This window comes from Kangiella spongicola (assembly GCF_003194565.2).
In the GTDB taxonomy this organism is placed as follows: domain Bacteria; phylum Pseudomonadota; class Gammaproteobacteria; order Enterobacterales; family Kangiellaceae; genus Kangiella; species Kangiella spongicola.
Genome location: NZ_QICH01000003.1, coordinates 334,729 through 349,669, shown reverse-complemented (window position 1 = coordinate 349,669; position 14,941 = coordinate 334,729). Strand labels below are relative to the sequence as shown.

Here is a 14,941-nt window from a genome sequence, read left to right as displayed (position 1 = left end):
CTGCCTCACCGTACCTTTCAATAACTTACTTGTAATAGCTGTCGTAAGTTCTAGAAATGATTACTGCGTATTCACCGCGAGTCATCGTTTCTGATGGCTTGAAACGTGCCACTAACGTTGGTTCTAAGTCATACGGACCTTGCTCTACATCAAACTCAACACTGAGTAGTGATAGGTTTAACGCAGCTTGTACATGGCCACGAAGCTCTGCAGGAATGCTATCTTGGTCAACAACAGACACTGCTTCACCATTATATTGAACCGTGATGTCACCAGTGTATTGCTCAGCTTCGGCTTGTAGACCTAATGCCTGTACTAACGAGTATGCTAATTCAGCACGATTAACACTTGTATCAGCGTCAAAGCTAGATCCAGTCGTTCTAACAACAGGGTCTTGAGTACGCTGCGCATCTTTAAGAGCACCTGCTGGCGCGCTAACTGCTTCTGCAAAAGCTGCATCGCTGCCTGTTACATCATCAAAGCTAATGCTTGGCTGATTCAATAGGTCACGATATTGACGAACCGCCGCACCCATAACTAAATATTTAGACAAGTCGCCTTTAGTTAAGTCTGCATCAGGTTGGAATGAACCATCTTCAAAACCGTCCACTAAGCGCTCGCTTACAGCAAACTCGATAGCACCTTTCGCTGGATGACCGTTGATGTCGCTTAGGCCTTCGTAACCGCCTGACTCAATAAGAGTAATCTCACCAGAAATAACGTCAGGAAGACCTGGGCCGTTAGTAATACCTAGTGGATCTGGCTCAACACCTGAAAGTGAGGTTAAACCGTAACCTTCGATACTCCAGATACCTTGTTGACCAGGTGCAGATACACGCATGCCTGTCTCTAACACTGGTAGCGTCAAGTTACCGTAGTATTCAGTACCATCTGGTGCCGTTAATTTAAGCTTAGTGGTATTAGCCAAGTTATCAGCCGCAGCAGATACAAATGCTACTTCTTTACCAACATAAAACTCAAACTCGTCTGGGTTGCCAACTGGGATATAATTTACCGAGAAAGGAATCGGCTCATCCGCTGGGATTAAAATTGCATTAGCGTTAAATTCATTCAAGTTATTAACAGTAACATCGTAGTTGCCGTCATAATTAAGAGCTGCTGCGACTGCTGCTTCAGCGTTAACGTATCCCGCACCTACTTCCCATGTTTCATAGCCAGGAATGTTTGTCGCCGTTTCCATCATCAACTTCTTAATATCTAGCGGTGATAAATTTGGATTAGCTTCCAACATAACAGCAGCGATACCAGCAACATGAGGCGTTGCCATCGAAGTACCTGAAATCATAGTGTAATAAGGAAGGTATTCAGCTTCTATAGCGTCAACGTCGTCTGCGCCACCGTTCGATACAGCGTTTGTTTTAGCACGTGTAGAGATGATGTCTACGCCTGGAGCTACGATTGAAACTTCGTTTTTATAAGTCCACTCGCTGCCGTCTGGCATGGTGAATGTACCCTCTTCTCCTTTTTTACCGCGAGATGAGAAGTCAATTAGTGTGCCGCTTTTTGTACCCGCACCTACTGACATACCCCATGGAATTTGAGCGTATGGGTTATGAGTGTCTTCGCCTGGACCTGAGTTTCCAGCAGCAAATACTGACAATAAGCCGTTTTTGTAAGCAACGAAAGAAGATACGGCAATAGGACCTGCTGGATCGAATTTGCCACTAGAGCCCCAAGAGTTGCTCATAATACGGATTGGGCTGTTGAAGTCATAAAGGTGAGTTAAGGCATAATCATAACCGCCTACAGCATCAAGGATTGATAGACCTGCACCTGAGCCATAGCCGACTAAGTCTGCATCTGGAGCTGCACCTTTGTGCTTGCCGTTAGAATGCGCGCCCGTACCAGCAAGTGTTCCAGCACAGTGAGTACCGTGACCTACGTTTAAATCGGTGGTTAATTGATCTTCAATCCAAGTACCACGAACTGGTGTTAATGTTAATGCTTGAGCATGAGTTACAGCCTGCACGTTTTGAACAACTTTTGAACCAAACTTCAAATCATCCAAAGTCGCATCAATTCCTGAGTCATTGACCATAACCGTCACACCTTTACCCGTAAAGGTTGTGCCGTTTGCCGCTCTGAACTCATTGCTTTGAACTCGATCGACACCCGTAATAACACGTGACTCAGCGTTGAAGTACTCCAAGTTTCTGTTGGCAAATACTGAGCGAACGCCCTCTAACTTACTAATTGCATCAATTTGTGCTGGTGTTGCTTTAACACCAACAATAGGTAGCGACTGAAATTGAACGCCTTCAGTCAAACCAAGGTTTAGTAATTGTTGCATCTGGTTGCTGCTTACTTTGTCCATTTGGTCAAAAGTTACAACCGCCATGACAGAATCTGTTGGGTTCAAACTTAATAAGTCCTGCTTCAACTGGCTACCGATAACAGCATCGGCAGCAGCATTCAAACTAAACCCTGCTAGGGCTGCTGATAGTGCAAGCTTGGTTACTGCGTTTCTCATACTCAAAACTCCGAATCAATGAATAAAAATTATCTTTATTATTAGCTGACTTCATTCAAACTGATTCTAGGTACAAAAGGAATAAGGGTTATCCCCTACAAAATTAGAGTCAATTTCCCTAAAAGCTAATAAAGCGTGACATGTATCACAAAAAAGGCTCCTGAAAAGGAGCCTTTAATTGCACTATTAACGCTATTAGTTGCTTACTAACTTGGTTAATGTTGTGTTGATACGGTAGTTAGTTAAAACACTAGCGTAGCCGTTCACGCGTAATGTGTAGTAACCCGCTTCCGTAGGAGCATAACCAATCACTTCTGGGTTACCTAAGCTCGCACTTGAAGCGACAGACTCACCGTTCGGGTCTAATAACTCATAATCTAGGTCAGCAACGCCATCCCAGCTCAAATCTGAATCAATAAATGAAACAGAATCATCTGCGTAGAAGCGGAAGTCTTGAGTTTGAACATTCTCAGCCGATGGTCCGATTGTACCTTCAACATAGAACTCTTCGTTTACTACGGTCATGCCGTTATCCAAAAGCTCACCATCAACTTTTAGTCCATCTAGGTTGATTTTACCTTCCACATGGCGAAGTTCTACTGAGTGGATATCTCTCGCTGAAAGATCACGAACTGCAAAAGTACGTGTTTCTGGAGTTTGGCTGTAGAAGTCTACTATGCCTTGACTGCGACCATCTACGAACAACTCACCGCGGCCGCCTGTGTCGTTAGCCTGGTATACTAGTTGAAGACTTTCGCCAACAAAATCAAACACGGCTTTTGAACCACGCTTTTTAGTTTGAAGGTATGAACCACCAAAACTATCGCTAGAGTTTACAAGCTTCCAACGAGAGGTGTAGTCGATATTTGAATCAGACTGATCAATATCTCTCCAGTAACCTTGGCTAGACCATGCCGTTTGACCGTTTAAGAAGTCACGACGGTTACCTTCCGTATTACGCGCAAGCTCAACAGCGGCTTTAACGTTTACATAGCCATCACCCACTTGGTGGAACTTATAACCAGGCATGTCGTCAGCTGTTTCACGGATAATACTTTCAACCTGATCAGGAGAAAGATCTGGATTAACTTCTAGCAATAACGCTGCAACACCAGCAATAAATGGAGTCGCCATCGAAGTACCGCTCATACCTGCATAATATAGATGATAGTCAGGATAGTCTGGCTCAATTACTGGACTAAGAGCTGGTAATGGAGTACCTGCTGCGCGAGTAGAAATAATGCCGCTACCTGGAGCTACGATATCAACGTGCTTAAAGGTATCACCTTCAACACCACGGCTAGAAAAGCCTGTCAGTTCTTTGTCTGGGTCACCAGCACCAACATTAATTACCCAAGGTGCCAACCCATATGGGTTAACTGTATCGTCATCCGGACCGTCGTTGCCTGCTGCAAACGCTACAACCATGCCTTTCTTATATGCTTCATAAGATGCTTGGTTAATCGGGTTATTTGGATCAAAAGCAGCGCCGCCGCTTGAACCCCAGCTGTTAGTGATAATGTCAATTCCTAAGCGTTCACGGTTAGCAATCGCGTAATCAAAACCACCAAGCGAGAACAAAATTGAAATTGCTTCACCAGCACCTAAACCAACAATGTTTGCATTTGGGGCAATACCATCGTGATAGTTTGCACGACGCGCATCCGTAGCAGAAGCAGCACCTGTACCAGCTACAGTACCAGCAACGTGAGTACCATGGCCTGAACTAGTATCAGTGTTTGGGATACCTTCTAAGAAGTAGTTGCTACCGCCTAGTAAGTCCAAGTCACCCAAAATTTTGACGTTTTCGATAACTTTAGAGTTCATTGGTAAATCTGGGTGAGTTGCGTCAACACCTGAATCAAGTACCGCAACGGTAACACCCTGACCAGTAACACCCTCAACATCATGAACGTAGTGACCACCAGTAATTTCACCTGAAGTAAAGTTGTAATACTTTAGTGGCTTGTCGTAATAAATACTCTTTACACGATCATCGTTAGCGATGTTCATGATTTGTAACTTATTAAGCGAAGCACCAGCCATAGGTAGCGCTTGCATGCTTAGATAAGGCGCGCTAACTTGAAGCATCACTGAATCAAGATCATCTTTTTCATGAGTAGTGATAATGACTCTTTTGCTTTCAAGAAGGTTTGGCAACATCTCTTGTAGATCTGGGCCAATGATGGCGTCGGCTTGGGCACCCCCAGCTATTGCTGTTAAAACACAGGCTGATAGCAGTTTAAATTTTGTTTTCATAGTTTGGTCCTATCGTTATTTATTTAACGCTAACCACTATGGAGAATGCAAAATAGAATTTATATCGGGGAAAACCCCTAATAAAAGATGTGCATAGCACCCAGACAAACGCTAGGCGCTATGAAAGTTACTAGCTAACTTTAGATTTTGAGAATAGACGCTGATAGTTGGTAGAGGTAATCTCGCATAACTCTTGGTAGCTGAGACCATGTAAATCGGCAACGAATTGGCCTACGTCTTTAACATAACCCGGAAGATTGGACTTACCACGATGCGGCACTGGAGCTAAATACGGCGAGTCTGTTTCAATTAAGATTTTATCCAAAGGAACCTTGCGACATACGTCACGCAACTCTTCGGCGTTCTTAAAGGTCACAATTCCTGAGAAGGAAATATAAAAACCCAGTTCCATAGCTGCTTCAGCCATTTCCAAGCTTTCGGTGAAACAGTGCAAAACACCGCCGCACTTTTCTGCATTTTCTTCTTTAAGGATCGTAATGGTGTCTTCACGCGCATCACGAGTATGAACAATAATGGGTAGATTCGCTTGATTAGCTGCTTGAATGTGCTTACGGAAGCTTTGTTGCTGAAGAATATGGTTTTCAGGTTCTTTATTATAGAAATAATCGAGGCCTGTTTCGCCAATCGCCACGACCTTTGGGTGCTGTGCTTTTGTAACAAGATCCTCAACATCCGTATCCTTAACGCCATCATAAAGCGGATGAACACCAACCGAGCAAGAAATATCGTCATGTTGCTCGGCTATGGATAGAACATCTTGAAACTTATCCATAGAAATACACACACATAGCATGTGTTTTACGCCCTGCTCTCGCGCATGGCTTAATGCACCGTCTAACTGGCCATCAAAAGCTTCTAAGTCAAGACGGTCTAAATGACAGTGGGAATCAATCAACATAATTTGAAATTAATAAGGAAGCCAAAATTCAACTGGCTAGGGTAACACGAGAGCCCATAAAGTGATATGGGCTGGGTAGAATTTACATGGTGTGGGTTGGCTTATCGGATTGCAGTTTACCAGCTAATATAGTTTCGATGACATTCTTAGCTTTACCCTTGTCTTGATCGCTAAACTGGATGCCGATTCCCGCACGGCGGTTGCCTTGTGCACCAATCGGTGTGACCCATACAACTTTACCTGCGATAGGTAACTTCTCAGGTTCATCGACCAAGGCCAATAACATAAATACTTCATCACCTAAGTCATATTGCTTGTTGGTTTGAATGAAAAGACCACCGTTGGTAACAAAAGGCATGTAGGATGAATACAAATCTTCTTTGTCTTCAACATGAATCGTCAAAATTCCTGGGCCTGTTCTTTCTATTCTCATCCAAGATTTCCTTTAAATGGGTAAAGTGCTTTAAGTTATTGTGCTAATGATTTGTATTTTTTAGCAATTTGAGCGCTGAAAATCAGCAAGCTCTGCCATGATGCTCCTAGATTAGCCGGACTTTTCAGCTTAATCAACCGTTGAAGCTCAATAATTTTATTAAGCAGTAACATGATACCTTTGGCAGATATGCTATTAGCGATCAGCTCAACCGCTTCATGCTGTTGCTTCAGCTGCACCTCACTTTGCCCAGCTCCCTGTTGTACAAAGAGCACATCTCGGAACATTAACTGGCACCAGAATATTGCGTTTGGCAATTCTTCAAGCCATTTATCAGCAACGTCCATTGGCGATTGCTGTTCTTGAATCACATCAGCAAAGTCAAAAATAAACTCGGAGCTTTTAAAAGCTTCACCCTGCTCAACAAACGCCTCAACCTTATAAGGAGCCCCAGGAAACAACTGAATCGCGGTTTCCATATCCTGTTCAATAAATTTGTGGCGCTGATTAAGCCACTCGCGAGTCATACTAACATCGGTCACGCCAACCTTACGGATTTGCGCCCTGCTTTTGATGGTTGCAGGTACTCCTTGTAGCTGCTCAGCCTGAATAATAAGCAGTGTTTGTGGCTGCGGCTCTTCTAATGTTTTTAATAGCGCATTAAAGGAACTGGCGTTTAGTGCATGGACATTGGTAATGTTTGCCAGCTTCCAGCCGGCTTGGTGCGACGACTCTTGCATGTGCTCAATAAGCTCACGCACTTGTGCCACTGAGATTTGGGTCTTACCTTCTTCAACCGCCAACTTATGGTAGTCAGGGTGGGTTTCAGCTTCAAACAACTGGCAGCTTTTACATTGCCCACAAGCGCCACTGGCTTTATCGTCAGCAGCACAAAGCATCCACTGTGCCACAAACTCGCAAAAATCCTCTCGTCCGACGCCATCTTCACCTAACATCAAAATCGAATGCGGTAACTTTCCTTGTTGAAATTGCGAAGTAATTTGTGCGAAAGGCTCTTTTTGCCAAGGTGTTAGGCGTTCTTCACCAAATAGACTCATGATGCAACCTGCTGATAAAACTTTTCAAGGGTTTGCTCAATCTGCTGCTGTACTTCAGCAACACTACCGCGGGCATCGATCACCTTCATCCGCTCCGGCTCAGACGCTGCAATATCGAGGTAGCCTTGGCGAACTTTACTAAAGAACTCGATTTTCTCTTCCTCAAACCGATCTACAGGGCCACGCTTCTGCGCTCGCTCCAAACCTAGCTCAACGGGCAAGTCCAGCATCAGCGTTAGATCTGGCTTAAAGCCACGCAACGCCCATGCTTCAAGCTCTTTAAGCTTATTAAAACCAAGTCCGCGGCCTGCGCCCTGATAGGCGTAGCTAGCGTCAGTAAAGCGATCGCATAGAACCCAAGTACCTTGCTCAAGTGCCGGCAGAATTTTGCTATAAACATGTTGGCAACGAGCTGCAAACATCAATAAAAGTTCGGTATGACTATCTACCGATTCATCACGCTTAGCCAGCAAAAGCTCACGAATTTCTTCGGCTAAAGGCGTGCCTCCCGGCTCGCGAGTGTGGATGACGCTATGCCTTTTGTTCTCCAACCACTGCTTTACGAAAGCCATGTTAGTGGATTTACCGACGCCTTCAGTGCCTTCGACAGTGATAAAACGGCCCATAGTGTTAGCTGTCATAAATAAACCTTAACGCTTTAATTGGTATTTTCGAACAGCTCGATTGTGCTCAGCCAAGCTCTTACTAAAATGATGACTACCATCGCCCTTCGCTACAAAGTAGAGGGTATCGCCTGGTGCTGGGTGCAGCGCTGCATGAATTGCGTCACGACCTACTATCGCAATAGGCGTCGGTGGTAATCCTTTGTGAACATACGTATTCCACTGATGGGGGTTACGAATATCTCGACGACGAATGTTACCGTCAAAATCTGGCAGTAAGCCATAAATAATGGTCGGATCGGTTTGTAGCAACATACCCCGTTTTAAACGTCGCACAAAAACACCGGATATTTGAGCGCGCTCTGAGGGTACTGCCGTCTCTTTTTCAATAATTGAAGCCATGATTAACGCCTGATAAGGCTGTTCATAGGGTAAATCCTCGGCTCTGCTGGCCCACTCCTCGTCTAGGACCTTATTTAGACGTTTGTGTGCACGCTTGAGGATATCGAGATCGGTGTCGCCCTTGGTGAACTGGTAAGTATCGGCGAAAAACAAGCCCTCAGGGTATTCTTTGCCTGTAAAACTGAGCTGTTGCCAAACGCGTTCAAAATCCTGCTTGCTATCGATGGTATGAACCAAGTCTTCATTTTTCGCTAAAGCTGCAAGCAACTCGTAGATATTAGCCCCTTCAACTAAGGTCACTTGGTAGCTAATCACATCCCCCGCCACAAGTTTTTTCAGCACATCAACAGCTGTCATGTCAGGGGTGATTTCGTAATCGCCAGCCTTGATGTGCCTTAAATCTGGATCTAGGCGCATTAGAATTTGGTAGTAATAAAAATTATCGATTAATCCTTGTTCGTGCCACTTTTGGCCTAATCCAAAGGCACTTTGGCCTTTTTCTACCGATAACTCTTGCGATAAACCTAAGGGTTTATTAACAAAATCTTTGTAACCGTTCCATAGAAAAGCCGTTGCGCCAGCAAAAGCCATGAGTACAACAAGTATAAAAAGTAATATTTTTTTCATTAATTTGAATGTATTTTGTTATGTCAAACTACTGTGTTCGTAGCTGTTTCGTAATTCTTCTAGCTTCGAATATTTAGCGTATCGATGGTGACCGATCTTGGTCACTGGAACCAAGCCGTGTAAGGCGTTGCTAACCATGCAATATTTAGCATCACTCAAGATATCTAACCCTAAGTTAGCTTGGCTAAAGTCTGAACAAGTCGCTAAAAGCCAACGTCTAACGGTACCATCCACCCCAGCATCATGCAGTGTTGGAGTTAACCAAACATCATCACGATAAAAATAGATATTAGTTTTGGTTCCACCAATTACCTGCCCATTGGCCAACATAATACCATCAAAACAGCTTTCTGCTACTTCTTCCTGCGCTAAAACCTGCTCTAAGCGATTCAAGTGTTTTATCCCTGCCAGTGCCGAGTTGACGCTATAAGGTGTTTCGCAGATCGATAATTCCACGCCACCCTCGACAGCATCAAAGCTTGGCGTAAAATTTGACCAACTAAGAATACGTTGAATCGCAGCATTTTTAGGAGCGCGGTAACCTCGTGCTCCAGTCCCTCGGGTAATGGTAAGCCTAATAACGCCATTTGAATCTGCTTGCGAGTCAATAAAGTGAATTATTTCTTGTTCAAGAAGCTGGATATCAAGCGCTGGGAAGTGAAGCCTAGTTGCGCTAAAGCTTATGCGCTCCATATGTAACGGCCAGTGCTCGATTTGATTGTGACGAACTTTCATAGTGGTAAAAAATCCATCACCGTACAACAGGCCTCGATCTGAAGCTACGACGCTTGATGATTCTTGTCCGTTAATATGAATAGTCGCCATTCGGGCAGGCACCTTATGAAGTTATTACGCTAAACTATTGATAATGCAATATAACTTACTTAAAAGCTAAAAAGAAGGCAGTGATAACCGCGAGCTGTTTACGCTACTAATAAATACAAGGTAATAAAAAAGCGACATTCGTCGCTTTTTTATCTGGGCTTACTGTCAATCAATGCGAAGGACTAAACTTTGCTGAACAGTAATGAACCGTTGGTACCACCGAAGCCAAAGGAGTTACACAAGACGTGCTTTAACTCAGCTTGACGCGCTGTATGTGGTACATAGTCTAAATCACAACCTTCACCAGGGCTATCAAGGTTTACCGTTGGTGGCGCGACTTGATCAACCAGCGCCATAACACTGAAAATCGACTCAACCGCACCAGCGGCACCTAGTAAGTGACCCGTCATAGACTTTGTCGAACTTACCATTACTTTTTTGGCGTGGTCACCAAACACAGACTTAATTGCATCGGTTTCCGCAATATCGCCAGCAGGAGTCGAGGTACCGTGAGCGTTAATGTACTGAATGTCTGTAGCATTAAGCTGTGCGTCATTAAGAGCATTTTCCATAGCAGAGGCTGCACCTTCGCCACCTGGCGCCGGAGAAGTCATGTGATACGCATCAGCACTCATGCCAAAGCCTGTTAATTCAGCGTAAATCTTGGCGCCACGAGCTTTAGCGTGCTCATACTCTTCAAGCATCATCACTCCAGCACCATCACCCATCACAAAGCCATCACGATCTTTATCCCAAGGGCGACTTGCAGCATGAGGGTTGTCGTTACGCGTTGAAAGTGCTTTAGCCGAACCAAAGCCACCTAGTGCCGTTGGTGTGCTCGCTTTTTCAGCACCGCCGGCTAGCATAGCGTCAGCGTCGCCGTAAGCGATCATACGAGCGGCATGACCGATAGTATGAACACCTGTAGTACAAGCAGTCACAATCGCAATATTAGGACCTTTAAGACCATAATTAATCGATAAGTGACCTGAAATCATGTTAATAATTGAGCCAGGAACGAAGAATGGCGAAATCTTACGTGGTCCAGATTTGTTCCATAGAAGCGTGTTTTTCTCGATAGTTTCAAGACCACCAATACCCGCACCAACACAAGCACCGATACGACGCTCATTCTCAGGAGTGACTTCTAGCCCTGAGTCTTCCCAAGCTTGCGCTCCAGCAACAATACCGTATTGGATAAACTTATCCATACGACGCGCGTCGCGCTTTGATACTGCTGGCTCAGAGTCAAAGTTTTTTACTGAACAAGCAAACTTAGTGCTAAAATCGCTGACATCAAAATCCTCAATAGGACCTGCACCACTACGACCAGCTAGAATACCTTCCCAAGAATCTTGAATATTATTACCCAATGGGCTCAACATCCCTAGGCCAGTTACTACAACTCTACGCTTACTCAAGGAACACCTCTCGTTCTATGTTTAATCTGTCATTATAAAGCTGGGGTATAGATGACGCTGTGAACTCTTTAGTGTCATATAGGATAAAATCCAGCTCGGATAACGATCTTTACTATCTATAAAAAAAATGGGCAAAACACATAAGTATTTTACCCATTATATTCGTCTACTATTACAAAAAGATGTATATAGCTTTCGAAATGATTACAGACGAGTTGGCTTACGCGTCAACATTAGCCTTGATGTAATCAATAGCTGCTTGAACAGTGTTGATCTTTTCAGCTTCTTCGTCTGGGATTTCAGTGTCAAACTCTTCTTCAAGAGCCATAACTAGCTCAACTGTATCCAATGAATCAGCACCTAGATCGTCAACAAAAGAAGCTTCAGCAGTTACTTCGTCTTCTTTAACACCTAGTTGTTCAACAACGATACCTTTTACGCGTTCTTCGATAGTACTCATCTGTATAAATTCCTCGTTAATTTCCACAGTATTACACTGCGTGGGTAGTTTAGTTAACTGAACCAAAGTTGCAAGTGCAAATTACTTTTTTCTAAAAAGGTCAGACCACACACCTTATACAACTTCAAGCTAAAAATCTAAAGCAGATAATAACAAATATTACCTACTCGTCACAAAATATTTACTTAAAAAAACTGACGGTTATGATTAAAACTTAACAAATCAAATGACGTAAATAGCATTAATCACAATTTAGAGACATTGTTTTTTTAGTGCTTTACAATAAAAGCAATCCTCAAAATGATCTCTTTAAACTTACTTAACACGAAGTTCTAAAGCCGAAGATTTTGTTTGCTGGCAAGGCTTGCTGATTACATTGTTCAGGAGTGGATGGTTAATCCATGACTGATAAAATTTAATCAGCGTAACAAAGTCAGCGAGCAAAATAGTCGCTTTAGATCATGTGCATCCCGCCATTGACGTTAATCGTTTCACCCGTAATATAACCCGCTTGCTCAGACGCCAAAAAACCAACCGCATTGGCGATTTCTTCTGGCTGACCTAAGCGTGCCATTGGGATTTGATCAAACATTGCCTGGCGCTGATCATCATTGAGAGCTTTCGTCATATCTGTGTCGATAAAGCCTGGTGCGACAACGTTAACGGTAATGCCGCGCGAACCAACTTCGCGAGCAAGCGACTTAGAGAAGCCGATTAAGCCAGCTTTAGCTGCCGAGTAATTAGCTTGACCAGCGTTACCCATAGTGCCAACCACTGAGCCAATAGTGACGATACGTCCCCATTTAGCTTTCATCATGCCGCGTAAACATGCCTTTGAAAGACGGAAAATAGAGGTTAGATTCGTTTCTAGAATGCTATCCCATTCGTCATCTTTCATGCGCATTAGAAGATTATCACGTGTGATGCCGGCATTATTGACCAAGATATCAGGAGTTCTGCCCTGCTCGTCTTTAATACCATCCAGCACTGATTTAACGCTGTCGGCATCAGTAACGTTAAGGCATAAGCCTTTACCGTTTAAGCCTGCAGCTTTGAAGTTTTCTGTGATGCGTTCAGCACCAGACTCAGAAGTAGCTGTACCGTATACCACAGCACCAGACTGGGACAAATTGTGAGCAATCGCTTGACCGATGCCACGACTAGCACCTGTTACTAGTGCAATTTTTCCTTCAATACTCATATTTTTATATACCTACCTACAATCTTCGTTATTTTTACATTAACTTTGTTTAGCCTTCGAGGGCAGCTTCGAATTTATCTAATGTTCCAAGAGGCTTGCCAGTTAAGCTACGATCGATACGTTTAGCTAGGCCACAAAGAACATTGCCTGGGCCACATTCGTACAAAGTTTCAACACCCTCTGCTTTTAAATGCTCTACCGTTTCAGTCCAACGCACAGGGTTATAAAGCTGTCGAATAAGCGCGTCTTTGATGGCGTCCGCAGTTGCTTCCGCTGACACATCCACATTGTTAATCACTGGGATCTCTGGAGTGTTAAAAGTAATAGACTCGAGCTTTTCAGCTAGTTTTTCAGCCGCAGGCTTCATCAAAGCACAGTGTGAAGGAACGCTAACTGGAAGTGGCAAGGCTCGTTTAGCACCGGCTTCTTTACAAGCTTCCATCGCACGCTCAACAGCCGCAGCGCTGCCTGCGATAACTACTTGACCTGGTGAGTTATAATTCACGGCTTCTACAACTTCATCACTGGCACTATCTGCGCAGGCTTGACGAACTTTATCATCGTCTAACCCGATGATGGCGGCCATTTTACCAGTACCCGCTGGTACTGCTGCCTGCATGAATTCGCCTCGAGCTTGTACTAACACAGCCGCATCTTTCAGCGATAGAACTCCAGCAGCCACTAAAGCGCTGTATTCACCCAAGCTATGACCAGCTAGGAAGGATGGTTTATCGCCGCCCTTTTCCAACCATAAACGCCATAGTGCAATACTTGCCGTCAACAGTGCAGGCTGTGTGTGTTGAGTCTGATTCAACTTTTCCTCATCATTTTGAACCAGATCCCACAAGTCATACCCTAAACCTTCGCTTGCCTCAGCAAAGGTTTGCTCTACCAAAGGACTTGCAGCCGCAACATCCGATAACATACCCAATGCCTGCGAACCTTGCCCCGGAAATATAAATGCTGTTTTACTCATAACTCTGCTCAACTTAATATCTATTTTGTTTTATATCAGTTAGTTAAGATAATTAATTAAAGTACATTTTAAACACTCTAGATCCCGCGGTCGAGCCGTGGGATGACGTTTATCCTGTTTTTTAGGAGTATCCTTCAGACCTTAAAATTAGCGAGCTAGCTGAGACAAGGCTTTCACATTTAAAAAAAGCGCAGTTTAGTGAACTAAATGAGCATTTTTGGAAATCTGTATAACGCAGCTCTCAGCAACGCTGCAGCAATTTTAATACTTTATTAGAGCGGACCCCCACGTAAACCCACCCCCAAAACTCTCAAGAAGACAAATATCACCGCGCTTAATACGGCCATCTTCAATCGCTTCACACATGGCTAATGGGATAGAGGCACTAGAAGTATTACCGTGTTTATCAACGGTTACTACGACTTTATCCATGCCAGCGCCTAGCTTCTTGGCCGTTGCTTGAATAATGCGGATATTAGCTTGGTGTGGGATTAACCAGTCGATATCGTCTTTGGTCATGTTATTCGCTTCGAGTGTTTCATCGACAATCCCGCTTAAGGTCTTAACCGCGACTTTAAACACTTCGTTACCGCGCATAACAATTTGTGGCTCAGGGAAATCACCTAACTGATCACGTAAACCGTTATTACAATACAATAAGTCACCATAACCGCCGTCGGCGTGAATATGGGTCGATAGAATACCTGGCTCATCTGAGCTGGTTACTACAGCGGCACCGGCACCATCACCAAAAATAACGCAGGTTGTGCGATCTTCCCAGTTTACAAGGCGCGAAAGAACTTCTGTGCCTACCACTAGTACGTTTTTGCGGTGACCAGTTTTAATAAATTGATCGGCAATACTCAAGCCATAAACAAAGCCTGGGCATGCTGTGGTGATATCAAACGCAGGGACGCCACCAATACCCAGCTCATGCCCGATATAACAAGCTGAACTAGGGAACATTTTGTCTGGAGTTGCTGTACCGACAACGATCATGTCGATATCTTTAGCCTCAATACCCGCATCAGCAATCGCTTTTTTTGCTGCCTCGACACCAAGGTGAGATGCTGATTGATCATCAGCCGCAATGTGGCGGGTTTTAATACCTGTACGTTCAGTAATCCACTGATCTGTAGTTTCTACAATTTTTTCTAAATCGGCGTTGGTTAACACCTTCTCTGGTAAATAACTTCCCATGCCTAAAATTCGAGAATGTTTCACACTAACTACCTTTAATTAATCG

At 44.0% G+C, this 14,941-nt stretch carries 13 protein-coding genes; all 13 read right to left on the bottom strand.

Annotation, left to right across the window (positions count from 1 at the left end):
- Positions 1-25: 25 nt before the first annotated feature.
- The 13 genes from DL796_RS10430 to DL796_RS10370 all read right to left on the bottom strand — a co-directional run bounded on the left by DL796_RS10430 (position 26) and on the right by DL796_RS10370 (position 14,919).
- Positions 26-2,491: a S8 family serine peptidase gene (locus DL796_RS10430; protein WP_110201650.1), complete on the bottom strand. Its 2,466-nt coding sequence runs from the start codon at positions 2,489-2,491 to the stop codon at positions 26-28.
- Between the two features lie 195 nt (positions 2,492-2,686).
- Complete coding sequence (locus tag DL796_RS10425) at positions 2,687-4,750, bottom strand: S8 family serine peptidase (RefSeq protein WP_110201649.1); 2,064 nt, start codon at positions 4,748-4,750, stop codon at positions 2,687-2,689.
- A 130-nt stretch (positions 4,751-4,880) separates the two neighbouring features.
- Positions 4,881-5,669 (bottom strand): TatD family hydrolase, encoded by a 789-nt coding sequence (locus DL796_RS10420; protein ID WP_110201648.1) that lies wholly within the window; start codon positions 5,667-5,669, stop codon positions 4,881-4,883.
- Between the two features lie 82 nt (positions 5,670-5,751).
- Positions 5,752-6,102, bottom strand: a complete 351-nt coding sequence (locus DL796_RS10415; protein ID WP_110201647.1) for a PilZ domain-containing protein — start codon at positions 6,100-6,102, stop codon at positions 5,752-5,754.
- A gap of 35 nt (positions 6,103-6,137) precedes the next feature.
- Positions 6,138-7,160 (bottom strand): DNA polymerase III subunit delta' C-terminal domain-containing protein, encoded by a 1,023-nt coding sequence (locus tag DL796_RS10410; protein WP_110201646.1) that lies wholly within the window; start codon positions 7,158-7,160, stop codon positions 6,138-6,140.
- Positions 7,157-7,801, bottom strand: a complete 645-nt coding sequence (gene tmk, locus DL796_RS10405) for a dTMP kinase (protein WP_110201645.1) — start codon at positions 7,799-7,801, stop codon at positions 7,157-7,159. Before tmk ends, DL796_RS10410 begins: the two co-directional genes overlap by 4 nt.
- Positions 7,802-7,810: 9 nt before the next feature.
- Positions 7,811-8,812 carry an endolytic transglycosylase MltG gene (gene mltG, locus DL796_RS10400; RefSeq protein ID WP_110201644.1) on the bottom strand — a complete coding sequence of 334 codons (1,002 nt, stop codon included), beginning with the start codon at positions 8,810-8,812 and terminating at the stop codon, positions 7,811-7,813.
- Between the two features lie 18 nt (positions 8,813-8,830).
- Complete coding sequence (pabC, locus tag DL796_RS10395; RefSeq protein ID WP_110201643.1) at positions 8,831-9,637, bottom strand: aminodeoxychorismate lyase; 807 nt, start codon at positions 9,635-9,637, stop codon at positions 8,831-8,833.
- A 182-nt stretch (positions 9,638-9,819) separates the two neighbouring features.
- Entirely contained in the window at positions 9,820-11,058 is a 1,239-nt protein-coding gene (fabF, locus tag DL796_RS10390) for a beta-ketoacyl-ACP synthase II (RefSeq protein ID WP_110201642.1), read from the bottom strand.
- 220 nt (positions 11,059-11,278) lie between these two features.
- On the bottom strand, positions 11,279-11,518 hold the full coding sequence (gene acpP, locus DL796_RS10385) for an acyl carrier protein (protein WP_046561130.1): 240 nt from the start codon (positions 11,516-11,518) through the stop codon (positions 11,279-11,281).
- A 454-nt stretch (positions 11,519-11,972) separates the two neighbouring features.
- Positions 11,973-12,719 carry a 3-oxoacyl-ACP reductase FabG gene (fabG, locus tag DL796_RS10380; RefSeq protein WP_110201641.1) on the bottom strand — a complete coding sequence of 249 codons (747 nt, stop codon included), beginning with the start codon at positions 12,717-12,719 and terminating at the stop codon, positions 11,973-11,975.
- 49 nt (positions 12,720-12,768) lie between these two features.
- Entirely contained in the window at positions 12,769-13,695 is a 927-nt protein-coding gene (gene fabD / locus DL796_RS10375; RefSeq protein WP_110201640.1) for an ACP S-malonyltransferase, read from the bottom strand.
- Positions 13,696-13,956: 261 nt separating this feature from the next.
- Positions 13,957-14,919, bottom strand: a complete 963-nt coding sequence (locus tag DL796_RS10370; RefSeq protein ID WP_110201639.1) for a beta-ketoacyl-ACP synthase III — start codon at positions 14,917-14,919, stop codon at positions 13,957-13,959.
- Positions 14,920-14,941 lie beyond the last annotated feature (22 nt).

What these genes read in the sequence shown, in the direction of transcription:
- DL796_RS10430 (WP_110201650.1), bottom strand. Translation starts at nt 2,491, where the DNA reads ATGAGAAACGCAGTAACCAAGCTTGCACTATCAGCAGCCCTAGCAGGG.
- DL796_RS10425 (WP_110201649.1), bottom strand. Translation starts at nt 4,750, where the DNA reads ATGAAAACAAAATTTAAACTGCTATCAGCCTGTGTTTTAACAGCAATA.
- DL796_RS10420 (WP_110201648.1), bottom strand. Translation starts at nt 5,669, where the DNA reads ATGTTGATTGATTCCCACTGTCATTTAGACCGTCTTGACTTAGAAGCT.
- DL796_RS10415 (WP_110201647.1), bottom strand. Translation starts at nt 6,102, where the DNA reads ATGAGAATAGAAAGAACAGGCCCAGGAATTTTGACGATTCATGTTGAA.
- DL796_RS10410 (WP_110201646.1), bottom strand. Translation starts at nt 7,160, where the DNA reads ATGAGTCTATTTGGTGAAGAACGCCTAACACCTTGGCAAAAAGAGCCT.
- tmk (WP_110201645.1), bottom strand. Translation starts at nt 7,801, where the DNA reads ATGACAGCTAACACTATGGGCCGTTTTATCACTGTCGAAGGCACTGAA.
- mltG (WP_110201644.1), bottom strand. Translation starts at nt 8,812, where the DNA reads ATGAAAAAAATATTACTTTTTATACTTGTTGTACTCATGGCTTTTGCT.
- pabC (WP_110201643.1), bottom strand. Translation starts at nt 9,637, where the DNA reads ATGGCGACTATTCATATTAACGGACAAGAATCATCAAGCGTCGTAGCT.
- acpP (WP_046561130.1), bottom strand. Translation starts at nt 11,518, where the DNA reads ATGAGTACTATCGAAGAACGCGTAAAAGGTATCGTTGTTGAACAACTA.
- fabG (WP_110201641.1), bottom strand. Translation starts at nt 12,719, where the DNA reads ATGAGTATTGAAGGAAAAATTGCACTAGTAACAGGTGCTAGTCGTGGC.
- fabD (WP_110201640.1), bottom strand. Translation starts at nt 13,695, where the DNA reads ATGAGTAAAACAGCATTTATATTTCCGGGGCAAGGTTCGCAGGCATTG.